Origin of the sequence: Rahnella sp. 2050 (genome assembly GCF_040544515.1) — a bacterium.
Taxonomy (GTDB): domain Bacteria; phylum Pseudomonadota; class Gammaproteobacteria; order Enterobacterales; family Enterobacteriaceae; genus Rahnella; species Rahnella aceris.
In genome coordinates this window covers 751,470-775,193 of the sequence record NZ_JBEPKE010000001.1, presented here as the reverse complement: position 1 = coordinate 775,193, position 23,724 = coordinate 751,470, and the positions used below count along the sequence as shown (strand labels likewise).

The 23,724-nt window shown below is 54.2% G+C and carries 21 protein-coding genes and 2 tRNA genes; 13 read left to right on the top strand and 10 right to left on the bottom strand.

Annotation, left to right across the window (positions count from 1 at the left end):
- Window positions 1–9: 9 nt before the first annotated feature.
- From ABIC79_RS03445 to ABIC79_RS03430, 4 genes are all read right to left on the bottom strand, one after another.
- Window positions 10–963 carry an ABC transporter permease gene (locus ABIC79_RS03445; protein WP_013575001.1) on the bottom strand — a complete coding sequence of 318 codons (954 nt, stop codon included), beginning with the start codon at window positions 961–963 and terminating at the stop codon, window positions 10–12.
- A 1-nt stretch (window position 964) separates the two neighbouring features.
- Complete coding sequence (locus ABIC79_RS03440) at window positions 965–1,954, bottom strand: ABC transporter permease (RefSeq protein WP_013575002.1); 990 nt, start codon at window positions 1,952–1,954, stop codon at window positions 965–967.
- Window positions 1,947–3,485, bottom strand: a complete 1,539-nt coding sequence (locus tag ABIC79_RS03435) for a sugar ABC transporter ATP-binding protein (protein WP_051931094.1) — start codon at window positions 3,483–3,485, stop codon at window positions 1,947–1,949. Before ABIC79_RS03435 ends, ABIC79_RS03440 begins: the two co-directional genes overlap by 8 nt.
- Before the next feature lie 280 nt (window positions 3,486–3,765).
- The gene (locus tag ABIC79_RS03430; protein ID WP_013575004.1) at window positions 3,766–4,752 is read right to left on the bottom strand and encodes an autoinducer 2 ABC transporter substrate-binding protein; all 987 of its coding nucleotides are present in this window, start codon (window positions 4,750–4,752) and stop codon (window positions 3,766–3,768) included.
- An 816-nt stretch (window positions 4,753–5,568) separates the two neighbouring features.
- Here ABIC79_RS03430 and ABIC79_RS03425 point away from each other — a divergent pair.
- The 5 genes from ABIC79_RS03425 to astE are packed head-to-tail and all read left to right on the top strand — an operon-like array spanning window position 5,569 to window position 11,721.
- Window positions 5,569–6,789: an aspartate aminotransferase family protein gene (locus ABIC79_RS03425; protein ID WP_013575005.1), complete on the top strand. Its 1,221-nt coding sequence runs from the start codon at window positions 5,569–5,571 to the stop codon at window positions 6,787–6,789.
- Between the two features lie 28 nt (window positions 6,790–6,817).
- A complete protein-coding gene (astA, locus tag ABIC79_RS03420; protein ID WP_013575006.1) occupies window positions 6,818–7,891 on the top strand; it encodes an arginine N-succinyltransferase in 1,074 nt (357 codons plus the stop codon).
- Window positions 7,888–9,366, top strand: a complete 1,479-nt coding sequence (gene astD, locus ABIC79_RS03415; RefSeq protein WP_013575007.1) for a succinylglutamate-semialdehyde dehydrogenase — start codon at window positions 7,888–7,890, stop codon at window positions 9,364–9,366. The genes astA and astD overlap by 4 nt, the downstream gene beginning before the upstream one ends.
- A 10-nt stretch (window positions 9,367–9,376) precedes the next feature.
- Window positions 9,377–10,720, top strand: coding sequence for an N-succinylarginine dihydrolase (astB, locus tag ABIC79_RS03410; protein WP_013575008.1), 1,344 nt, complete (start codon window positions 9,377–9,379; stop codon window positions 10,718–10,720).
- 20 nt (window positions 10,721–10,740) lie between these two features.
- Complete coding sequence (gene astE / locus ABIC79_RS03405; protein WP_013575009.1) at window positions 10,741–11,721, top strand: succinylglutamate desuccinylase; 981 nt, start codon at window positions 10,741–10,743, stop codon at window positions 11,719–11,721.
- A 246-nt stretch (window positions 11,722–11,967) separates the two neighbouring features.
- Here the strand turns inward: astE and ABIC79_RS03400 are convergent.
- The 3 genes from ABIC79_RS03400 to ABIC79_RS03390 form a co-directional block, all read right to left on the bottom strand.
- Window positions 11,968–12,057 (bottom strand) — tRNA-Ser (locus ABIC79_RS03400).
- Window positions 12,058–12,151: 94 nt separating this feature from the next.
- Window positions 12,152–12,295, bottom strand: coding sequence for a hypothetical protein (locus ABIC79_RS03395; protein WP_153375011.1), 144 nt, complete (start codon window positions 12,293–12,295; stop codon window positions 12,152–12,154).
- Window positions 12,253–12,342 (bottom strand) — tRNA-Ser (locus tag ABIC79_RS03390). The genes ABIC79_RS03395 and ABIC79_RS03390 overlap by 43 nt, the downstream gene beginning before the upstream one ends.
- 395 nt (window positions 12,343–12,737) lie before the next feature.
- Between ABIC79_RS03390 and ABIC79_RS03385 the strand changes: the two genes are divergently transcribed.
- The 4 genes from ABIC79_RS03385 to ABIC79_RS03370 all read left to right on the top strand — a co-directional run bounded on the left by ABIC79_RS03385 (window position 12,738) and on the right by ABIC79_RS03370 (window position 16,740).
- Window positions 12,738–14,219 carry a peptide MFS transporter gene (locus ABIC79_RS03385; RefSeq protein WP_013575010.1) on the top strand — a complete coding sequence of 494 codons (1,482 nt, stop codon included), beginning with the start codon at window positions 12,738–12,740 and terminating at the stop codon, window positions 14,217–14,219.
- Window positions 14,220–14,344: 125 nt separating this feature from the next.
- On the top strand, window positions 14,345–15,286 hold the full coding sequence (gene ghrA, locus ABIC79_RS03380) for a glyoxylate/hydroxypyruvate reductase GhrA (protein ID WP_013575011.1): 942 nt from the start codon (window positions 14,345–14,347) through the stop codon (window positions 15,284–15,286).
- A 68-nt stretch (window positions 15,287–15,354) separates the two neighbouring features.
- Window positions 15,355–16,095 carry a phosphatase gene (locus tag ABIC79_RS03375; protein ID WP_013575012.1) on the top strand — a complete coding sequence of 247 codons (741 nt, stop codon included), beginning with the start codon at window positions 15,355–15,357 and terminating at the stop codon, window positions 16,093–16,095.
- Window positions 16,096–16,155: 60 nt separating this feature from the next.
- Window positions 16,156–16,740 carry a TorD/DmsD family molecular chaperone gene (locus ABIC79_RS03370; RefSeq protein WP_013575013.1) on the top strand — a complete coding sequence of 195 codons (585 nt, stop codon included), beginning with the start codon at window positions 16,156–16,158 and terminating at the stop codon, window positions 16,738–16,740.
- A gap of 73 nt (window positions 16,741–16,813) precedes the next feature.
- On the opposite strand, the gene ABIC79_RS03365 is transcribed toward ABIC79_RS03370, so the two are convergent.
- The 3 genes from ABIC79_RS03365 to mdtH form a co-directional block, all read right to left on the bottom strand.
- Window positions 16,814–17,377, bottom strand: a complete 564-nt coding sequence (locus tag ABIC79_RS03365; RefSeq protein ID WP_354566573.1) for a lipoprotein — start codon at window positions 17,375–17,377, stop codon at window positions 16,814–16,816.
- A 150-nt stretch (window positions 17,378–17,527) separates the two neighbouring features.
- A complete protein-coding gene (grxB, locus tag ABIC79_RS03360; RefSeq protein WP_013575015.1) occupies window positions 17,528–18,175 on the bottom strand; it encodes a glutaredoxin 2 in 648 nt (215 codons plus the stop codon).
- 177 nt (window positions 18,176–18,352) lie between these two features.
- Entirely contained in the window at window positions 18,353–19,558 is a 1,206-nt protein-coding gene (gene mdtH / locus ABIC79_RS03355) for a multidrug efflux MFS transporter MdtH (protein WP_013575016.1), read from the bottom strand.
- A gap of 212 nt (window positions 19,559–19,770) precedes the next feature.
- On the opposite strand from mdtH, the gene rimJ reads away from it, so the two are divergent.
- The 4 genes from rimJ (at window position 19,771) to murJ (ending at window position 23,681) form a co-directional block, all read left to right on the top strand.
- Entirely contained in the window at window positions 19,771–20,358 is a 588-nt protein-coding gene (gene rimJ, locus ABIC79_RS03350) for a ribosomal protein S5-alanine N-acetyltransferase (RefSeq protein ID WP_013575017.1), read from the top strand.
- A gap of 10 nt (window positions 20,359–20,368) precedes the next feature.
- Window positions 20,369–21,028 carry a DUF480 domain-containing protein gene (locus ABIC79_RS03345; RefSeq protein WP_013575018.1) on the top strand — a complete coding sequence of 220 codons (660 nt, stop codon included), beginning with the start codon at window positions 20,369–20,371 and terminating at the stop codon, window positions 21,026–21,028.
- 12 nt (window positions 21,029–21,040) lie between these two features.
- Complete coding sequence (locus tag ABIC79_RS03340; protein ID WP_013575019.1) at window positions 21,041–21,952, top strand: Gfo/Idh/MocA family protein; 912 nt, start codon at window positions 21,041–21,043, stop codon at window positions 21,950–21,952.
- A 193-nt stretch (window positions 21,953–22,145) separates the two neighbouring features.
- Complete coding sequence (gene murJ / locus ABIC79_RS03335) at window positions 22,146–23,681, top strand: murein biosynthesis integral membrane protein MurJ (RefSeq protein ID WP_013575020.1); 1,536 nt, start codon at window positions 22,146–22,148, stop codon at window positions 23,679–23,681.
- Window positions 23,682–23,724 lie beyond the last annotated feature (43 nt).

The following is a 23,724-nucleotide window of genomic DNA, read 5'->3' as shown; positions in this document are numbered from 1 at the left end:
AGCTTTTGCTTAAGATTTTCTGTTTTGCAGAGCGATAAACAGGATCAGGACGCCGCCCCACAGAGCCATTGTCAGGTAACTGCTGACGCCCATCAGGTTCAGGCCGCTTTCCAGCATTTGCAGGACGATCAGCGCCAGTACCAGTCCGATGACCCGCCCGAAGCCGCCGTCGGGGTTAATTCCGCCGAGCACGGAGGCCAGAATGGTTACCAGCAAATACGAGTCACCGTAGCCTGCTTTTGCCGAGTTAAATTTGGACATCATCAGCAGTGCCGCGCCCCAGCCGAGCAGGGCGGAAAGCACATACACCGCGATGGTCACTTTGTGCGTATTGACGCCACTGAAGCGCGTGGCCTGTTCGTTGGAACCCATCAGATACAAACTGCGGCCAAGCGTGGTGTGTTCGAGTAAAACCCACAACAACAGCGCCACCAGCAGGAAAAGCAGCAGGGCGACGGGAATGCCCAGCAGACTGCCATTGCTCAGATACTGAATCGCCGCCGGGAAGCCGGAAATCACCGCGCCGTTGGTCAGCAGAATATTCAGCCCGGCGATAAGTGTCATGGTGCCGAGCGTTGCCAGAATCGGCGAGACACCGATATACGCAATCAGCGCGCCGTTAAGTACACCAATGACAACCGCGACAGCCAGACCGGCGAGCATCGCCAGCACGAAATATTGCGGCTGATCCGGATGTGCCACCAGAATGGCCGCCATGACCAGCGAACAGGCATTGGCACCGGCAATGACTGAAAGGTTGATACCGCCGGTGAGCATGGTGATGCCCATCCCCAGCGCCAGCATGCCCAGAATCGGCAACTGCGAAGAGATCGACTGGAAATTACCGACGCTGTAGAAACTGCCGCCCAGCGTGAATGAGAACAACACGGCAACGGCGACGATGATCAGCAACTGCAAACGGATGATGCGGTCGCCGGGGAAGAATCGGTTTAAGGTTGTCATGTCACATCCCCTTTGCCAGTTTGCGTTTTTCATTCCACGCGGTGCTGCTGATGCTGACCAGAATGATCACGCCGCTGAAAACCTGATGCCAGTAAGACGAAATGCTCAGCAAAGTCAGACCGTTTTGCAGGAAGGCCAGCAGCATCACACCGAGAATGGTGCCGGTGAGCGAGCCGCGTCCGCCGGTCATGCTGGTGCCGCCTAAGACCACCGCCGCCAGTACCGTCAGCTCATAACCGAGCAGTGAGTTAGGTGCCACCGACTGCGTAATTTGTGCCTGCACCACGGCGGCGATACCCGCCAGCAATCCCATAAAACCGTAGACGTAAAAATGTAGCCGCAGGATGTTCAGACCGAGACGCGACGCGGCGTCACGGTTGCTGCCCATCGCGTAAATCTGACGTCCCACGCGGGTGCGGTTCATCAGCACGCCGGTGGCGATAATCACGCCCAGCAGGCTGAGCAGCGGCAGCGTCAGGCCATAGTCATAGCCGTCGGCAGCGGTAAAGGAGAACCAGTTAATGCCGTTCATAAACCAGTCAGGAAAACCGTACAGCCAGGTGCCGTTGGTCAGATACACCAGCAAACCGTAGAACAGGTTCAGCGTGGCGATGGTGATAATAATGGCCGGAACGCGCAGCCAGTAAACCAGAAAACCGTTCACCAGCCCGAGTAACAAACCGGTACCCATCGACATGGCAAACGCCAGCGGAAAGCTGCCGCCATGATGAATGATGTAACTCGCCATCACGTACTGACCGATGGAGGTGACGGCCGGGAAGGAGATGTCGATGCCACCGGCGATCAGCACCACAAACAGGCCACAGGCCAGAATACCGAGAATGGCGTAACTGGTGGCGACATCGGTCAGGTTGCCGAGCGTCATAAATTCACTGGTGCTGACACTCAGGCCAATCACCAGCAGCAGAACCAGTAATCCCAGCCAGAATTCGTGCTGAGAAAACAGTTTCGAGAGAGATTTATTATCCATTGATCGCCTCCGCAATTTGCGCTTCGCTGCTCTGGTGTGGGGCGAATTCCGCCACCAGTTCGCCTTTGCGCATCACCAGCACGCGGTGACTGTTGTAATAAGCTTCCGGGATTTCATCGCAAATCATCAGCACCGCCATGCCGGACTCCGCCAGATCACGTGCGATGCGATAAATCCCTTCTTTGTTGGCGATATCGACACCCACCGTGGGGGAGTCGAGGATCAGGATATGCGGTTGCGTCGCCACCCATTTGGCGATAGCGATACGCTGCGCATTGCCGCCGGACAGGGTTTTCACTGGCAGGCCGCTGTCCGACACTTTAATGTTCAGATCACGGATCAGGTCTTTCACCACTGACGCTGCTTTGCGGTGATCCATCAGCCCTGCGCGGGTGTGCAACTTGTCGAAAATCGACACCAGCGTGTTGTCGTAAATGGATTGCTCCATGATCAACCCTTGTGTCAGACGGTCTTCCGACACATAAGCAATACCGTGGCGGATAGCATCGCGGTTGCTGTGGAATTTCACCGCATTGCCGTTAACGCGGATTTCCCCGCTGTCCGGCTGGCTCATGCCAAACAGGCTCAGACACAGCTCGGTTCGCCCTGAACCGAGCAGACCGATAATCGAGGTGATCTCGCCCTGACGCAGCGACAGCGAAATATCCTGATACTGGCCTTTGCGGCTCAGGCGGCGGACTTCCAGCAGCGGCGTCACGTCTGCGGGCGCACGGTGCGGCAGATGACTGTAGGTAAAACGCTGTCCGGTCATCAGGAAGGCCAGCTCATTGCTGTCGAGTTCGCTGGCCGGATAGGTGCCGACCAGTTTGCCGTCACGCATCACGCTGATACGGTCAGCGACTTCCATCACTTCATCAAGACGGTGGCTGACAAACACCACGCAAATACCGGCGGCTTTCAGCTCATTCACCACCCGCAGCAGACCGTTTACTTCGGTGCGGGTCAGTGAGGCGGTTGGTTCATCCATGATAACCAGACTGGCGTCAGCGGCGATTGCGCGGCATATTGCCACTAACTGACGGTCTGCGATCGACAGCTTTTCGACTTTACGATCCGGGTCCAGAGAGACGCCGACGCGTTGCATCGCCGCGACCGCTTTTTTGCGCATTGCCTCGCGATGTACCCAGAAATCGCCGCCCGGTAAATAACGGTGAATAGCGATATTTTCAGCCACCGATAAATTCGGGAATAAAGATAAATCCTGATAAATAACCTGAATGCCGTAATAAGAAGAAAGTTGTGGTGTCAGGGTATGAAATAATTTCCCGTCGAGGGTAATTGCCGCCCCTTTTTCCGGCTGATAGACCCCGGAAATGACTTTAATAATGGTGCTCTTGCCGCAGCCATTCTGACCCGCGAGGCAATGCACTTCGCCTTTATTCAGCGTCAGGCTGACATTATCCAGCGCTAATACGCCGGGGAATTTTTTACTGATTTTTTCGAGGCTGATAAAGGCCTCAGCAGGGGCAGGGGACGTGCGCGAACTGGACGACGGAGTGAGAGTATTCATCACATTATCCTTACAACATACCCTTCATACTTCGCGCTGTGGATGCGTTGGCTGCACTCGCTCACCCGAATCACTTACTTATGTAAGCTCATCGGGATTCACTCATTTGCCGCCTTCCCACAACTCGAATTATTTAGGGTATAAGTTTTCAATGTCTGATTAGAAATTCAGATACGGCACAGCAAACATCGCCGTATCTGTTTCTATTTGCCTGGTGTGGCGCTGGAGATAAATTTATCTCCGGTAAATATCCGGTAAATAAAAGCATTAAAAAGTTAAATCAGAAGCCAAGTGATTTCGCATTCTCTGGTGTGACTTCCAGAATTTTATTAAAGCGGATCACATGCTTATCCATATCCACATCAGCTTTGCCCAGCCCGTCAATGCTCAGATCTTTAGTCACTTCTTTACCCTGCAACATCTGGTCAGCAACGGTGACTAAGGCGTAACCGGCATCTTTCGGATCCCACAACAGCACTTTCTTAATATCGCCACGCATCAGATAGGGTGCGGCCTGAGCTGGCATAGCGATACCGACAACGGCAATTTTATTTTTCGCACGTTTCTGCTGAACGGCCTGACCGGCACCGATCGGGCCGAGCGAACCGAAACCGATAATCCCTTTCAGGTCAGGATAGGTTTTCATTAAATCGAGCGTCGTGGAGTAAGACTTATCGATGTTTTCTGCGACCGGCAGGCGTGAAGTGACTTCATGCATGTCCGGGTATTTTTCTTTCTGATATTTAATGGCGGCATCAGCCCATGCGTTATGCAATGGCACGGTCAGGGAACCGACATAAATCGCATAACCGCCTTTGCCGCCCATATCTTTCGCCAGCTCGTCCATATTGGCTTCGGCATATTTCTGGCTGTCGATGGTTTCGATATCCCACTGACCAATCTGCTGATCGGGAGATTCATGTGTTAACACCACGATGCCCTGATCACGGGCTTTTTTCAGCACCGGCTCCAGCACTTTGGCGTCGTTCGGTACCACGATAATGGCGTCGACTTTTTTGGCGATCAAATCTTCAATCACTTTGACCTGCTGTGCCGGATCCGGCGTGGATGCGCCTACCTGATAGGCGTTGACATCCAGTTTCTGCGCGGCTTCTTTTACGCCGACTTCCATGCGGGTGAACCAGGGAATACCGGTGACTTTAGCGACGACGGCAATGTCATAGGGTTTGGCGGCGAACGACGGTGTTGTGAATAACATGCATGCTGAAACCACACATGCACTGACTAATGCGAGGTTAAATTTCATGTCTGTACCTTTCTTATGAGGTTCTGTTTTGGTGTAGGGAACGGGTGGTGGTTATTTATTCCACATTCAGAGATTAACTTAAGGGGAAAGCTGTTTTCGCGTGGTCGTGAACGGAATGTGATCAAAGCCCTAAAATGTTAAATTAAGTGGTTTTATATGTAAAAATTAAGTTAATTAAAAATATAAAAACCATCATAGCCTGGGATTTGATAAATGTTACCGATAACAATTAAACAAAAAAATACCTAATATTTAACAATTAAGAAACATGAGAAAGTCATAACGGTCTTTTTTCTGAAAGAAAGACCGCGTGGTTTTTTTTATTTGCACAGACTGTGAGCAGCGTCACGGGACGCGGGTGCGCCAAAATCGTGCGCTGTTGCACCTTTATCTGGCATTGCTCTGCACTGAAGCGCGGGTGATCCGCGCCGGATCACAATCCTGCATAAAACATTCCACCCGAAATCAAAATATTTCCCTGCATACTCATTCTTGTGCCCTCGTTGCTGCAAAAGGGGATTTTTTCTTTTATTCATTTTTTATGCAATTAAAGTGAATAACAGGCGATATTAAGTGGTTGTTTTTTCTCGATGTCATTTTTTTTATTCACTTTTTTCCTTTGCTGGCATGAAGACTGCAATCTATGATGAGACTGAGTGAAATTATTTGTTAACTTTTAAATAACAAATTAGTAACTGCCATTTCTCGCCAGCGCGATTGCCCGCTAAATGTGCAAAAACATCGGAACCCGGTGCACTTCCTGTCTGTATGGGGGACGGGGGTGTGCACCCTGAAATCAGCGAAAAAGAGGTTTATATGGAACACCAACAGCAACCACAAAACGTCAGCCGCCAGAACTTTGATGACTGGATGGTGCCGGTTTATGCCCCGGCGGCGTTTATTCCTGTGCGTGGCGAAGGATCCTGGCTGTGGGATCAGACGGGTAAAGATTATGTCGATTTCGCAGGCGGGATTGCCGTGAATGCGCTGGGACATGCGCATCCGGAAATTCGTAAAACCCTGCATGAACAGGCGGATAAAGTCTGGCATCTGGGCAACGGCTACACCAACGAACCGGTGCTGCGTCTGGCGAAGCAACTGATCGACGCCACCTTTGCGGACAAAGTGTTTTTCTGTAACTCCGGCGCGGAAGCCAACGAAGCGGCGCTGAAACTGGCCAGGCTGTACGGTAATAAATCCGGCGGCGAAAAGAATGAAATCATCGCCTTCAAAAACGCGTTCCACGGCCGCACGCTGTTTACGGTGACGACCGGCGGTCAGCCGAAATATTCAGAAGATTTTGCGCCTTTACCGCAGGCGATTACCCATCTGCCGTTTAACGATCTGGCCGCCGTTGCCAGCCAGATTTCTTCCCGCACCTGTGCCGTGATTGTCGAACCGATCCAGGGCGAAGGCGGTGTGGTACCGGCAGAGGCCGGTTTCCTGCAAGGTCTGCGTGAGCTGTGTGACAAACATCAGGCTGTGCTGATTTTCGATGAAGTACAGACCGGCGTCGGGCGTACCGGCGAGCTGTATGCGTATCAGCATTACGGCGTGGTGCCGGACATTCTGACCAGCGCCAAAGCGCTGGGCGGCGGTTTCCCGATTGGCGCGATGCTGACCACTGACCGCTATGCTGCGTTATTCCAGCCGGGCACGCACGGCACCACTTACGGCGGTAACCCGCTGGCGACGGCGGTGGCGGGCAAAGTCTTCGAGCTGATTAACACGCCGGAGGTGTTGTCCGGTGTGCAAAAGCGTCATCAGTGGTTTGCCGATGGTCTGAAACGCATCAATGACCGTTATAAGGTGTTCAGCGAAGTGCGCGGGCAGGGGCTGCTGATCGGCGCTGTGATGAGTGAACGGTATAAAGATCAGGCCAAACATCTGAACACGCTGGCGGCAGAAGAAGGACTGATCGCCCTGATTGCCGGGCCAAATGTACTGCGCTTTGCGCCATCACTGATTATTCCGGGCGCGGATATTGAAGAAGGGCTGAACCGCCTTGAGCGGGCTGTCGCGCGCCTGTGCGTGTGATTCTTTGGGATAAATGAGGTAGAGCATCATGATGTTGATTCGACCTGTGCGGCCCGGCGATCTCGCCGATATCCTGCAGTTGTCAGGCAAAACCGGCATCGGTTTAACGTCTTTGCCCAAGGATGAAGCGCATTTACGCGGGCGCATTGAGCGCTCAGTGGCGACCTGGGAAGGTCGCCTGGAAAAAGGCGAACAGGGCTATCTGTTCGTGCTCGAAGACACCGAACAGCAAAAAGTTGTCGGCGTCAGCGCTATTGAAGTGGCGGTCGGGCTGAGTGAGCCGTGGTACAACTTCCGCCTCGGCACGCTGGTGCACGCCTCCAAAAGCCTGAATATTTATAAGCCGGTGCCGACGCTGTTTCTGAGTAACGATCACACCGGTTATACCGAACTTTGCACGCTGTTCCTCGATCCGGACTGCCGTCACGGCAAAAACGGGCAACTGTTGTCGAAGGTCCGTTTCCTGTTTCTGGCGGCATTTCGTGAGTATTTCTCCCGCAAGGTAATTGCGGAGATGCGCGGCATGTCTGACGACAGCGGCCATTCCCCGTTCTGGGACAGTGTCGGGCGTCATTTTTTTGGTATGGAATTCGCCGAAGCTGACCGTCTGACCGGCATGGGACAGAAATCCTTTATTGCCGAACTGATGCCAAAGCATCCTTTATATACCGAATTGCTCAGCCATGAGGCCCGTGAAGTGATCGGCGAAGTACATCCGCAAACCGCCCCGGCGCGTGCCGTACTTGAAGGTGAAGGGCTGCGTTACGAAGGTTATGTGGATATCTTCGATGCCGGTCCGACGCTCGAAGGTGAAATCGATCAGTTACGCGCCGTCAAAGAAAGCCGTCTGTTGCCAGTGCGGCTGGCGGAACACCGCAGCGGTCGTGATGAGCCGCTGTACCTGGTGGCCAACGAGCAATATCAGCATTTCCGCGCCCTGCTGGTGCCGGGCGGAGATTCAGCCGATTCACTGACGCTTAATTCCCGCGAGGCTGACATGCTTGGCCTGCGCGAGGGCGATACCCTGCGCGCCGTGGCGCTTTTCCCCGGCGATAAACCGGCTCCTGCAACCCCTATTCTCAAAAAGGAAAGTCTCGCATGATGCAACCTGCACTTTTTATTCAGGGCCAGTGGCGCAGCGGACAAGGCGCGCAACTGAACAAAACCAATCCGGCAGATAATACGTTGTTGTGGTCGGCACTGAGCGCCAATGCGGAAGATGTCGATGCTGCCTGTACAGCCGCCCGCACGGCATTTCCCGCCTGGGCACGTAAAACCGTGGCCGAACGCGCCGAAGTGATTCAACGTTTTGCGGATTTACTGACGGAACATAAAGCACGGCTGGCGGAAATTATCAGTCTGGAAACCAGCAAACCACGCTGGGAGACGCTGACCGAGATTCAGGCGATGATCGGCAAGGTGTCGATTTCACTGGAAGCCAACCAGCAACGCACTGGCGAGAAACACACCGCCATGCCCGACGGTGAAGCCGTGCTGCGCCACCGGCCGCATGGCGTGCTGGCGGTTTTTGGTCCGTATAATTTCCCCGGACATCTGCCGAACGGCCATATCGTTCCGGCCTTGCTGGCGGGCAACACGCTGGTCTTCAAACCGAGCGAACTGACGCCCAAAACTGCCGAGGAAACGGTGAAATTGTGGCAACAGGCCGGGCTGCCGGAAGGTGTGCTGAATCTGGTACAAGGCGGTCGTTCGACCGGTGAGGCGCTGGCGGCCTGCGGCAATATCGACGGTCTGCTATTTACCGGCAGCGCGGGCACCGGCTATCAGTTGCACCGCCAGCTCGCCGGTCAGCCTGAAAAAATTCTGGCGCTGGAAATGGGCGGCAACAACGCGCTGATTGTCGAGCCGGTAGAAGATATTGATGCAGCGGTTAATCTGACTATTCAGTCGGCGTTTATTTCTGCCGGACAGCGTTGTACCTGTGCACGCCGTCTGCTGGTGAAAGAGGGCGCGGCAGGTGATGCATTTATCGCGCGTTTGCTCGATGTCACCATGCAACTGCGCGTGGGCGGCTGGAATGATGATCCGCAGCCGTTTATGGGCGGTGTGATTTCTGACGTGGCGGCACGCAATATGCTCAAAGCACAGGACGAACTGCTGGCGCTGGGCGGTAAACCTCTGCTGTTGCTGACGCGCCCGGATCCGCTCAATACCCTGCTGACACCGGGGATTATCGATCTGACCGGTGTGGCGGGCATTCCTGATGAAGAATACTTCGGCCCGTTGCTGAGCATTTACCGTTACAGCGATTTCGATAATGCCGTCGCCCTCGCCAATCAGACCCGTTTCGGGCTGGCCACCGGGCTTATCTCTGCTGAGCGCTCTCAGTTTGAGCAGCTATTATTGGAAGCAAGGGCGGGCATTGTGAACTGGAACAAACCGCTGACTGGCGCATCGAGCAACGCGCCTTTTGGTGGCATCGGTGCTTCAGGCAATCACCGCCCAAGTGCTTATTATGCGGCGGATTATTGTGCCTGGCCGATGGCCTCGCTGGAAACAGACAAGCTGGAACTCCCTGCGACGCTGTCGCCTGGTATTGATTTCCGTACAACCTGAGGAGACAGCAATGTCTGGATGTGAAGCAAATTTTGACGGCTTAGTCGGGCCGACGCACCATTACGCGGGGCTGTCGTTTGGCAATGAAGCTTCGACTAAAAACCAGAATGCGGTGGCGAACCCGCGTCTGGCGGCAAAACAGGGCTTGCTGAAAATGAAATCGCTGGCCGATCTCGGTTTTGCACAGGGGATTTTGCCGCCGCATGAACGTCCGCATCTGAGCACATTGCGCAAAATGGGTTTTGGTGGCAGCGATCGCGAAGTGCTGACTAAAGCGCAGGCTTATTCGCCGCGTTTGCTGTCGTCACTGAGTTCGGCGTCTTCCATGTGGGTGGCGAATGCGGCCACGGTGTCGCCTTCGGCAGACAGTGCAGACGGGCGTGTGCATTTCACAGTTGCCAACCTGAATAATAAGTTTCACCGGGCCATTGAGGCAGAAACCACGTCTGCCATTTTACGCGCGACCTTCCATGCCGATAAATATTTTGCCCATCACGATGCGCTGCCGCAGGTGGCGGCGCTGGGGGATGAGGGCGCGGCAAATCATAACCGGTTATGCGGTGAGTACGATAAACCCGGCGTACAGGTGTTTGTTTACGGACGCGACGGGCTGGCGACCGGCGACAACGAACCGGTGCGTTATCCGGCACGTCAGACCCGTTTAGCCAGTGATGCCGTAGCGCGTTTGCATCAGCTTGATGAAAAGCGCACGGTGTTTATTCAGCAAAATCCGCAAGCCATCGACAGCGGCGTTTTTCATAACGACGTCATTTCTGTCAGCAACGGCAACGTGCTTTTCCATCACGAGCAGGCGTTTGTGAATTCAGGCAAAGCGCTGGAGGAAATTCGTCGCAAAATGGCGGCGCTTGAGCTGGATTTCCACCCGATTGAAGTGCCGCAGTCAAAAGTGTCTCTCGACGATGCGGTCGCGACGTATCTGTTTAACAGCCAGCTCCTGACCAAATCCGACGGCAAAATGATGCTGGTGGTGCCGGAAGAGTCCCGCCAGCACACCGGCGTCTGGACGTATCTTTCAGCACTGAAAGACAGCGGTGGCCCGGTTGATCAGATTGAAGTGTTTGATCTGCGTGAAAGCATGCGCAACGGCGGTGGCCCGGCGTGTTTGCGCCTGCGTGTCGCGCTCAACCGCAACGAACTTAATGCAATCAATGTGGCTTCGCTGATGAGTGACAGTCAGTTCACGCGGCTCAATACCTGGGTGGACACGCATTATCGTGACCGGATGCAGGCCAAAGATCTGGCCGATCCACAGCTTCTGACCGAAGTGCGTACTGCGCTCGACGAACTGACCAATATTCTCGGGCTGGGTGCGATTTATCCGTTCCAGCGCTGAGCCATCACAGGAGTGAATGTATGTTTGATTTACTGGCGACGACGCTTGCCGGTGATGCGGTGAAAGAACCTGCCGGACAAACCGAAACGCTGGACTGGCAATGGCGTGGTGAAGGCATTCTCGAGCTTTCACCGCGGCAGCCCTGCGAGGCGGCGGTGGTGATTTCCGCCGGTATTCACGGTAATGAAACTGCGCCGGTTGAACTGCTCAATCAACTGGTCAGCGAGTTGCTGTCAGGCGAAAGGCTGTTGCGGGTCCGGCTGCTGGTGTTACTGGGCAATCCGCCGTCAATGCGTGTCAATAAGCGGTTTGTGGAGGCTGACATGAACCGCATGTTCGGCGGGCGTCATGCGCGTTATACACCGAATGATGAAACCCGCCGGGCGCAGGAACTCGAACAGGTGATGGCGTTGTTTTACCGCAGTGCCACGGCGGCGGGAACCACGCAGCGATTCCACTATGATTTGCACACGGCGATCCGCGGATCAAAACACGTGCGCTTCGGGCTGCTGCCTTTACAAAGTCGTCCGAAAAGCGAAGCGATGCTCGCCTGGCTCGACGCCGCCGGGCTGGATGCGCTGGTGCATCACCGTTCGCCGGGCGGTACTTTTACGCATTTCAGCAGCGATGTTTTTCAGGCCGACAGTTGCACGCTGGAACTGGGCAAAGCGCTGCCGTTCGGCAGTAACGATCACGCGCAGTTCACCGGTATCCGCCGCGCGCTGCAAACGCTGGTGAGTGGCGAACCGATGCCTGCCCGTGACGCCGCCGCGCCGCTGGTGCATTACCGTGTGGTGCAGGATGTGATCCGGTCACAGGAAGATTTCGAGTTATTTGTCCCGGCAGATGCCCTGAATTTTACAGCGTTCAGGCAGGGGTTTGTCATTGCTAAAGAAAGCGGTAAAACCTACAAGGTTGAAGCAGAGGAAGAAGTCGTGTTATTCCCGAATCCGAATGTGGCGCTGGGGTTAAGGGCAGGGCTGATGCTGATGAAAATGTGATGAGTAAAAGCACCGCAGTAGCTGCAAAACCCCCTCCCAACCTCCCCCTTCGCAGGGGGAGGAGCAGGGCAAAAACCCGCTTACGGTGCGCGCAGAGTAGAACGCGATCAGCTCCCTCCCCTGCGAAGGGGAGGGTCGGGGTGGGGTATTAATGGCATCTCAGCCGCAACTCATTCCCTTTATCGGGATGCGTTGCACCAAAAGAAAAAGGGTCCTGATTTTCATCAGGACCCTTTTTCTTTAATTTGGCGGTGAGAGAGGGGTTCGAACCCTCGATACGATTTCTCGTATACACACTTTCCAGGCGTGCTCCTTCAGCCACTCAGACACCTCACCGTGTTCGTTACAGCGCGCGCGTTGCAACGGGGCGCTACTATAGGGAGACCGCCGCGAAGGGTCAAGAAAATTTTCAGCGTTTTGTGTCAGGCGCTCAGAGTCTGTTCGCCGGGAGAATGCCGTGGCTGGCGGATTTTGAAAGCGCCCAAAAACAAAAAAGGCTCTGATTTTCATCAGAACCTTTTTTGTTTAATGTGGTGGAGAGAGAGGGGTTCGAACCCTCGATACGATTGCTCATATACACACTTTCCAGGCGTGCTCCTTCAGCCACTCAGACACCTCTCCAGTCGTCGGCTGCACCGCAGTGCTGCTGACCGGCGCTAATGTAGGGAAAAGTCGCCTCACCGTCAACACTCTTTTGCAGGTTCCATGCCGTTTAGACAAACTTAGAGCAATCTGATGATTTAAAGAGCAAAAAATGCGTTAAGGATGAACAGCCGGTATCTGGTTGCAGGGCGTGATTAAAATTGCTTATCAGAATGCATAAATAAGTAGAATTTTTGCATGAAAGCACAATTATCCCGCAAACACTTTTTGTTACGGCTAAATAGCAAGATATGTTGTGGTAATCATTCAGGGTAGCGGTATAACAATGCACTCTGAAAAAATGCTTCGCATAAGAACTGTACAAGTCATCCTTTGAAGCAGGGTTATTTATCACATAAGGGCAGGGGTTATTCTTGAGTCAGTCAAATAACGCGACCGCGTCGCAACACCGGACGGCAATTCCTGCCGGAGCGGGCACATTATTCTTCGTTCAGACATTCGCAACGCTCGGCTTTGCGGTGCTGTATTCCACGCTGGTCCTGTACGCCACCAAAAAACTCGGTTTCAGTGAAGATAACGCCAACGCCATCATGGGCGTGTTCGGCGCATTCAACTACGGGCTGCATATGTTCGGCGGCTACCTTGGCGGGCGTTATCTCAGCAACCGTAATCTGTTCGTGCTCGGCATGGTGTTGCAGGTCTTTGGCTGTGCGCTGATTGCGCTGGAAGGTGTGACCGGGTTGTACTGGGGATTAGCCATGTTCCTGACCGGCAGCGGACTGAATGTGACCTGTCTGAATATGATGCTGACCCAGCGTTTTGCACCGGACGATGACCGCCGTGAATCGGCCTTCCTGTGGAATTATGCCGGGATGAATCTGGGCTTCTTTATAGGCTTTGCGGTCGCCGGTTATTTCCAGCTCAGTGAAAACTACCGCGCGCTGTTCCTGTTCGCCACGTTAGGGAATGTCGCGGCGATTGTGGTGACACTTTCCCGCTGGTCGATTCTGGCCGATATCAGCACGCCGCTGAAAGAGGCCAGCCGCAGCCAGTTACTGCGCCGGATGGCGGTCGGTATTGCCATCCTGATTGTACTGGTGCCGGTTATCCGCATGTTGCTGACCCACGCAGAATTCAGCAGTTATTTTGTGGTCGCGCTGGGCATTGTGATTTTCGCATTAATGGCGCTGGTCACTTTTCGCCATCGCGATGCGGATGAACGCCGCCGCATGAAGGCGTATCTGCTGCTGGCGCTGGGTTCGTTAGTTTTCTGGACACTGTATCAGCTGGCACCCATGGGGCTGATGCTGTTCTCTGAAAACAACATCAACCTGAATGTATATGGTATCCGCGTGGCACCGCAGTGGATCCAGAACATTAATACCGTGGTTATCGTGATCGGTGGGCCGCTGATGGCACTGTGGTTCAACCGCCTGCGTCAGCGCGGCTGGAACATCGATATTCCGGCGCAGTTCTCCGCATCCCTGTTCTGTATGGGGCTGGGCATGCTGGTGCTGCCGTTGGGTATTCATCTGGCGGGCGGCGACGGCCTGGTGGCGTTTAAATGGATTGCCCTCAGCTATCTGCTGCAAAGCATCGGCGAACTGCTGATTTCACCGATCGGTTACGCGATGATCGGCAAGCTGGCACCGCCGCGTTATCAGGGTGTGATGATGGGCTGCTGGATGATGGTCACCGGCGTGGCGTCGGTGCTGGCCAGTTACATTTCCGGGCTGATGCCGCAGAACGCGGGCAGTACGCCAGCGCTGACCAATCCGGGCTACAGTCAGGTGTTTAATGCGCTGGGCTGGGGTTCCGTTATCACGGGTGTGGTGCTGCTGGTGCTTATCCCGCTGCTGCGCCGGATGATCCACCGTGAGCCGGTTGCCGCCTGATTTATTCGCAGTCTCCGTCACTCACTTCACAAGCCCCGAATTCCGGGGCTTGTTCTTTTTTACGCCACAGGGTTGCATCCCGATGATATTCAGGGAAATCTATCTGTTCACAGGAGGCTTCCCCGATGAACATTATTTTTTACCACCCTACATCTGATGCAAAACCCTGGATTGACGGAATAACAAAAAGATTACCGCAGGCCAACGTGCGTGCGTGGAAGGCGAATGATCAGGACCCGGCAGATTACGCGCTGGTCTGGCGGCCACCGCATGCCATGCTCGCGCCGCGCACGATGCTGAAAGGTATTTTCGCGCTGGGGGCGGGAGTGGATGCCATCCTGACACAGGAACAGCGTCAGCCGGGCACATTGCCCGCCGGCGTACCGTTGCTGCGCCTGGAAGATACCGGCATGGCGTTGCAGATGCAGGAATATGCGCTGGCGACGGTATTACGTTATTTCCGCCGGATGGATGAATATCAGCTCTTCCAGCAACAAAAACAATGGCGCCCGCTTGTTCCGCATTCACGCAGTGAATTCATTATCGGTATTCTTGGTGCCGGTGTGCTCGGCAGCAGCGTGGCGAAAGCACTGGTGGATATGCAATTCACCGTGCGTAGCTGGAGCCGCAGCGCCAAGTCGCAGGAAGGCGTAGAGAGTTTCTATGGTGACGATCGGTTGGCAGCGTTTGCCAGCGGCTGCAAAGTGCTGATCAATCTGTTACCCAACACGCCGCATACCGCCGGTGTTCTCAATCATAAACTGTTCACAAATCTTTCGCATAATGCGTACCTGATTAACCTTGGTCGTGGCGGACATCTGGTGGAAGGCGATTTGCTGCGTGCGCTCGACAGCGGGCAGATTGCCGCTGCCACGCTCGACGTTTTCGTTGAAGAACCGTTGCCGGGCATGCACCCGTTCTGGTCGCATCCGCGGGTCAGCATCACGCCACACGTCGGTGCGGATACGTTGCCGGAGCAGGCGATGGACAGCATCGTGAGTAACATTCTGGCGATAGAGGCAGGGCGCGAGCCGACGGGACGTGTCGATCCCGGCCGGGGTTACTGATATTCATCTGCTAACATTATAAATGCTGCGGTTATGTTGCCGCAGCGGAATACTTTCAAGGAGAGTACATGCCTTACCCGGTTGATTTACATATGCATACCGTTGCCAGCACCCACGCCTACAGCACGTTACATGATTACATTGATGAAGCCGCCGAAAAGGGCATTAAGCTGTTTGCCATCACTGATCATGGTCCTGATATGGCTGATGCGCCGCACTACTGGCATTTTATGAATATGCGGGTCTGGCCGCGTCTGGTGAATGGCATCGGTATCCTGCGTGGCATCGAGTCGAATATTAAAAACATTCATGGTGATATCGACTGTACCGGCCCGATGCTCAAAGAAATCGACGTGATTATTGCCGGTTTCCATGAGCCGGTGATGCAGCCCGTCGATAAAGAAACCCATACCGCTGCGATGATTGCAGCGATGGCGGGGGGTGAAGTGCATATTATTTCGCACCCGGGCAACCCGAAATACCCGATTGATATTCCTGCTGTGGCGGCGGCTGCCGCGAAATATAACGTCGCGCTGGAGCTGAATAACTCATCGTTTATTCATTCACGTGCGGGCAGCGAGCCAAATTGCCGTGCGATTGCGCTGGCAGTAAAAGAAGCCGGTGGCTGGCTGGCGCTGGGGTCAGATTCGCACATCGCTTATTCACTCGGGGGCTTTGAACATTGCGAACGTATCCTGCGTGAAATTGATTTTCCGCAAGACCGTATTCTTAATGTCAGCCCGCGTCGTTTCCTCGATTTTCTCGAGGCCCGGGGTCGCGCGCCCATTGCTGAATTAAGCGAACTGTGACATTGTCGCGACCAAATTGCGGGGGATTAACCCTTTTCATTGTCTGAGCAGGTTACTGTTATGAATGAATTTTCGATTGTCTGCCGCGTGCTGGGCACGTTGTTTTACCGTCAGCCGCAGGATCCGTTGCTGGTTCCGTTGTTTGGTCTGATTCAGGACGGAAAGCTGCGTGAACACTGGCCGCTGGAGCAAGATGCATTGCTGATCCGCTTGCAGGAAAGTGCCAATCCGCAAGCGCTGGCCGCTGAATTTAACCGTCTGTTTGTCGGTTCAGAATGTGCGGTATCGCCGTTCCGCAGTGATTACGTTGACGGCGCAAATGAAATGGATGTGCGCACATTCCTGCAACAGCGCGGTATGCCGCTGGGCGAAACGCCTGCTGATCATTTCGGTGCCATGTTACTGGCCGCCTCCTGGCTGGAAGATCAGTCGCAGGAAGATGAAGTCAGCGCGCAAATTACGCTGTTTGATGACTACCTGTTCCCGTGGTGCGGTAAATTCCTCGGTAAAGTGGAAGCCCATGCAACCAGCGGTTTCTACCGCACGCTGTCTGAAATCAGCCGCGAAGCCTTGCAGGCGATGCGCGACGAACTCGAAGAGCAACTGCCGCCGGATCTGGATGACGCGGAAGAAGACGACCAGTAATCCTGAACACAGCATGTAAAAAGCCCGGCGGTGAGTCATCACGCCGGGCTTTCTTATTATCGGTTTACTCAGACTAATCAGTAAAAGGTATCACCAACTGACCCGGTTTCACTTCAATTCCTTTCGCCAGTTTCTTCGCCATCGCTTCACCTTTGCTGTGATCGCCATTGAGCACATAAACCGGACGCTGGTTGAAATAGGTGTTCAGCGAATTGTTCAGATAAGGCATCAGGCCTTTCATCACGTTGTCCATTTTCTCAGGCTTGATGGTGTAATCCACCACCTGCATATCCCGCAGGAAAATGGCGCCTTTCTCGCGATCATAAGTTGGATGCGCTTTCAGGGTCAGGCGCATATCGGCTTTCTGCGGGCCGAACAGTGAGGATACATCGACATGGGCGTCGCCGGTCAGCGTCACGATACCGGGTTCAGCCCGGCCAATCTGGCTGCTGAGATTGGTCAGCACCAGTTTGGCATCCACCAGTCCCGGAACGCCCAACTGTTTTTCAAAGTTGTTGTTCTTTTGCAGGTAATCATTCACCTGCTGCTCACTGATGGTGTACTGCGTCAGTTGATTACAGCCTGCCAGTAAGCTGGCACACATCAGTACTGCGGCACCCAGAAATCGCTTTGTCATTCTTCCCTCATTACGTAAAAACTATTTCGTCAGCATGACCGTAAAGCATCATGGCTCCAATCAGACAACGCTGATTAGCCTAAGTGCTGAAGGGAGGGAATAAAAGGGAAAATTGCCGGAAGCGGACTTCCGGCAAAAAGTATAACGGGCTTAGCTTGCGAGACGGGAGAGAAGATTTACCTGAGTCTGTTTCGCCATATTATCGCGGTAGGCCTGAACCCGTGAAGGCCAGTCGATGCCTTGCACAATCGACAGCGAACGCAGCAACGGCCAGAGATTAATGTCATCTTCGGAAAGCTCGCCGTTCACCGCATTCGGCTCGACGATCAGTTTGTCGAGTGCGCGCAAATCCTGACTGATTTTCTTCACCAGACCTTCGGAATGTTGCAGATGCTCCTGAAAACTGCCGCTGGCAGCCTGCTTTTTATCGGCGAAGTATTTACGGGCTTCCGGCGTGGAGAATTCTTCCAGTGGTGCGGTGGCAAAACGCGGCAACAACAGACGTCCGGTATATTCAGAAACCTGACGCAACCACGCGGCAACAGACGCGTTCAGCGGGCCGGTCAGCAGCGGTTTACCGTCACTTTTGTCGATGTAATGCACGATATCCATACTTTCCGGCATGAAGCCGCCATCCTCTTTTTGCAGGACAGGCACCATCTTTTTACCCACCATTGAAATGGGTGTTTTTTCATCGTCGTTGAGCAGCACCTTGATCTCAACCGGGATGTTCTTCAAACCGAAAATCATGCGGGCTTTCACGCAGAAAGGGCAATGTTCGTAAACGTAAAGTCTCATAGTACGTAGCTCCTGTTATCGCCGGCGGTGACCTGTAGGGTGCATGAAAACTGCCGGATGTAGGTTCGGATTTTGTCTAACGCTATGATTCAGTATGGGTATAGATGGATGTGAGATCAAACCGCATTCTCTGGAACGCGGTTTCCATCAGGGTACTGCATAAGAAATTACGGAAGATCAACTGCCGCTGAGCATGGCCGGTTCGATGCGGCGCAGGTTGAACTGCCAGTACAAACCGGTGAGGGTGATGAAGCCAACGACGCCGAGTAATAACCACGGCAATTCAGGCAGTTCGAGCGCACGGCCGGTGTCGTACATCCAGCCGCCACCGGTATAACCGATGACGCCGCCCAGAGCCAGTCCCAGACGGCTGAAGCCCATGTAGCTGCCGCGTGCGCGGGCGTCGGCCAGAGATGCACCCAGGGTTTCACGCGCCGGTTCGGCGATGATCGAGCCAATGTAGAAAAAGCCAATCAGCAATAATAACGGATTGATTGAGGTAACCAGCCCGACCGGCAGCAGGCTCAATGTCATGATCAGCAGACCGAACATCAGGCGCTGTTCAAGACGGAAACGTTTTTCGCTCCAGCGGGCAATCGGATACAACAGCGTCAGCGACAGTACGGCTTCAATGGCGTACATCCATTTCACCGCCGACGGGCTGCCCGCGACATCATTGACCGCAATCGGCAACATCAGCATCACCTGCACGGTCAGCATGTAATAGCCAGTCAGCGTCAGCACGTAGGCCAGAAAACGACGGTCGCGCAGCACGCGCATCATGCCTTCGCGCATAGGGGTGCGCAGGGTGGAAATGCGGTAAGCCGGTAACAGCCAGGCGTTGCAGGCCGCGGCCAGACAAAAGATTGCGGCTCCGGTCCAGCACACGTAATGGAAATCATATTGCAGCAGCCAGCTACCGATCAGTGCGCCAATGACGGCACCCGCGCTGTCCTGCATCATCATCAGGGAGAAGAAGCGGCTGCGCTCGTGCGGACGGGTCAGTTTTATGACCAGCGCGGTACGCGGCGGATCAAACAACGTGCCGCCAAGACCGGAGAGAATACACGAACAGACCAGGATCCACGGTTGATCGGCCATCGCCATCGTGGCAAAGCCTGCCGCGCGCAATAACATGCCGGTGATAATCATGGGTTTCGCCCCAAACCGGTCAGCAATCGCCCCGCCAAAAATGCCCAGTCCCTGTTGCGTAAGCTGACGAACGCCGAGTGCCAGGCCGACGGCCATTGCCGCCCAGCCAAGCTGATCGACAAATCGGATCGAGATCAACGGAAAAACCACGAAAAAGCCTAAAATAACCAGCGCGTTGTCTAATAACAGAAAATACTTACCCAAGCTCCGAGCTTGTGATACCAGAGACATGCTTCACCATGAGCGATTATATGTATCCTGTCCGGCAGATACAGAAAGGAGAAAAGACCGTTCCAGTCTGAACCGGAAACAGGCATTTAGATAGGGCGCTATTGATAATATTTTTTTATCGTCAAGCCGCGCTCTGACTGGCAGAATTAGCGGTGATCTGTCGTTTCCTATAAATTCTATTTATCGACCCATGCGGGATGTGGAGGGAAGGGATGTTTGGCTACAAATCTGCCGTGCCAAAGGTGCGGCTTACCACTGATCGGATGGTCCTGCGCCTGGTTCATGACCGTGATGCGCACCGGCTGGCTGAATACTACGCTGAGAACCGCGCGTTTCTGAAACCGTGGGAGCCGGTCAGGGATGAAAGCCATTGTTATCCCTCAGGATGGCAGGCGCGTCTGGGGCTGATTACCGAGATGCAAAAACAAGGCAGTGCGTATTACTTCATCCTGCTCGACCCCGATGAAAATCGCGTGATGGGCGTGGCGAATTTCAGCAATGTGCTGCGCGGTTCTTTCCATGCCTGTTTCCTCGGGTATTCGCTCGGCCAGGAATGGCAGGGTAAAGGTCTGATGCAGGAAGCGTTGCAGACGCTTATCCGCTATATGCAACGCCAGCAAAAAATGCACCGCATCATGGCCAATTACATGCCGCACAATAAACGCAGCGGCCAGCTTCTCGAACGTCTCGGCTTTGAACGCGAAGGTTACGCCAAAGATTACCTGCTGATTGACGGCAAATGGCAGGATCACGTGCTGACGGCATTAACCTGGCAAGAATGGACACCCCCGTCCCGATAAGGAGAGCAACATGAAACACGAACTCAGCGCCCGGGAGGCCCGTGTTGTGGGCTGTTTACTGGAAAAACAACTCACCACGCCAGAACAGTATCCGATGACCCTTAACGGCCTGACCACGGCCTGCAATCAGAAGACGAACCGCGAGCCGGTGATGGAACTGAGCGAAAGTGACGTTCAGCAAACGCTGGATTTGCTGCTGCGCAAACACATTATCCGCACCCTGAGCGGCTCACGTACCATGAAGTATGAGCACCGTTTCTGTAATTCTGAATTCGGCAATCTCAAATTTTCCCCGCAGGAAGTGGCGGTGGTGACCACGCTGTTGTTGCGCGGCGCACAAACGCCGGGCGAGTTGCGTACCCGCACTAACCGTCTGCATGATTTCTCGGACGTTGCCGAAGTTGAACAAACGCTGACTGAACTGACAAACCGCGAAGACGGCCCGTTCTGCGTGCGTCTGGCCCGAGAACCCGGGAAACGTGAAAGCCGCTATATGCATCTTTTCAGCGGCGAAGTCAGTAATGTGGCCAGTACCCATGAAGAACCGCTGTTCAGCGCCGAGGCACAAAGCGCTGATCTGACTCTGATCGCGCGCGTGGAAACACTGGAAGCTGAAGTGGCGGAGCTGAAACAGCGTCTGGAAAATTTGTTGCAACATCTGGCTGATTAACAGGAGCGGGTTGTGAGTAAATTACGTATTGGTGTTATCGGGCTGGGTGGGATTGCGCAAAAAGCCTATCTGCCGGTGCTGAGTCACGCTGAAAACTGGACGCTGGTCGGCGGGTTTTCCCCGAATCAGCAAAAGGCGCAGGCCATTTGCGACAGTTATCGTATGGCGTGTTTTTCCCGCATGGATGAACTGGCAGGGCAGTGTGACGCGGTTTTTGTGCACAGCAGCACCGCCAGCCATTTTGAAGTGGTCGGGCAATTGCTGGCGCAGGGCGTGCATGTGTATGTCGATAAACCGCTGGCTGCTGAACTTGAGCAGGCTGAGCAGTTGGTTGAACAGGCGCGCAAGACAGGCAAAACGCTGATGGTCGGCTTCAACCGTCGCTTTGCACCGTTGTATCGTCAGCTCAAAGATAACATGCAGAGCGCTGCATCTTTGCGCATGGACAAACACCGGACGGATAGCGTGGGGCCAAACGATCTGCGATTCACCTTGCTGGACGATTATCTGCACGTGGTCGATACCGCGCTGTGGCTGGCAGGCGGTAATGCCAGTCTGGAAAGCGGTCTGATTCAGATTAACGAAGCGAATCAGATGTTGTACGGCGAACATCATTTCCTCTGTGGCGAAACGCTGGTGACGACATCGATGCATCGCCGGGCAGGGACTTTCCGCGAGAGCGTGCAGGCGGTGACTGAAGGCGCGGTGTATCAGCTGGACAATATGCAAATCTGGCGCGAGGAACAGCAGGATATTCTCACACAACTGCCGGTACCGGGCTGGCAAAGTACCCTGACACAGCGCGGATTTGTTGGTGCCATTGAACACTTTGTGGCCTGCGTGAGTAATCAGACGGCGCCGGAAACCAGCGGCGAGCAGGCGATTTATGCGCAGGCAATGATCGAGAAGATTCTGAATTCTTAACAAAAAAGCCGCGCGGGATGGCGTGGTTAACACTCTATAACAACATAAAACAACTGCCGGTGGCTATTGTATTGCGGATGCGTAGACTAAGCGCATCTTTGAGCCATGCGGCTTCATCTCTCACGCCTGCTGATGCAGGCGTGATGGTTTAACTATTTGATATACATGTAAACCGGTAAACAAGAAAAGTGACATGAATCTACTTAAATCTCTGGCAGCCGTCAGTTCCATGACGATGTTTTCACGTGTATTAGGTTTTGCCCGCGATGCCATTGTGGCACGTGTATTTGGTGCCGGAATGGTCACCGACGCCTTTTTTGTGGCGTTCAAATTGCCCAATTTGTTGCGACGTATTTTTGCCGAAGGTGCATTTTCACAGGCGTTCGTGCCAATTCTTGCCGAGTACAAAACTCAGCAGGGCGAAGAAGCTACGCGCACCTTTATTGCGTATGTCTCCGGGTTGCTGACGCTGGTTCTGGCGATTGTCACCGTGCTGGGCATGCTCGCGGCGCCGTGGGTGATTTATATCACTGCGCCGGGTTTTGTGGATTCACCGGACAAATTTGCGCTCACCAGTTCTCTGCTGCGGATCACCTTCCCGTATATCCTGCTTATTTCTCTGGCCTCGCTGGTCGGAGCGATACTCAACACCTGGAACCGCTTCTCAATACCGGCGTTTGCGCCGACCTTCCTGAACGTCAGCATGATCGGTTTTGCGTTATTTGCCGCGCCGTATTTTCACCCGCCGGTGCTGGCGCTGGCCTGGGCCGTGGTGGCCGGTGGCTTGCTGCAACTCGGTTATCAGCTGCCACACCTGAAGAAAATCGGCATGCTGGTGCTGCCGCGCCTGAACCTGAAAGATGCCGGTGTATGGCGCGTAATGCGCCAGATGGGACCGGCGATTTTGGGTGTTTCCGTCAGCCAGATTTCACTGATCATCAACACGATTTTTGCCTCGTTTCTTGTCTCCGGCTCCGTGTCATGGATGTATTACGCTGACCGCCTGATGGAGTTTCCTTCCGGTGTGCTGGGCGTGGCGCTGGGCACGATTTTGCTGCCTTCGCTGGCGCGAAGCTTTTCCAGCGGAAATCACGGTGAATACAATCGCCTGATGGACTGGGGCTTGCGTCTGTGTTTCCTGCTGGCGTTGCCAAGTTCCGTCGCCCTGGGGATTCTGGCCAAACCGCTTACGGTGGCATTATTCCAGTACGGCAAGTTCAGCGCGTTTGATGCTTCGATGACGCAACGTGCACTGGTGGCCTATTCCGTCGGGCTGATGGGGCTGATCGTGGTGAAAGTGCTGGCTCCGGGCTTTTATTCACGTCAGAACATCAAAACACCGGTGAAAATCGCCATCATTACCTTGCTGATGACGCAGGTGATGAACCTGGCCTTTATCGGCCCACTCAAACACGCGGGGCTTTCCCTGTCGATTGGTCTGGCCGCCTGTCTGAATGCTTCGCTGCTTTACTGGCAACTGCGTAAGCAGGATATCTTCCAGCCTTTGCCGGGCTGGAGAGTGTTCCTGATTAAGCTGATTGTCGCGGTGGTTGCCATGTCAGCAGCATTGCTCGGCATGATGTGGCTGATGCCTGCATGGGATGTGGGGGGAATGGCGTATCGTCTGGCGCGTCTGGCGGCAGTGGTTGCTGTCGGCGTAGTCGCTTACTTTGCCGTGCTTGGCCTGCTGGGCTTCAGGGTGAAAGAATTTGCCCGTAAGCTGGACTGACGCAGATTACAGAAACACAAAAGGGCGCATGAGCGCCCTTTTT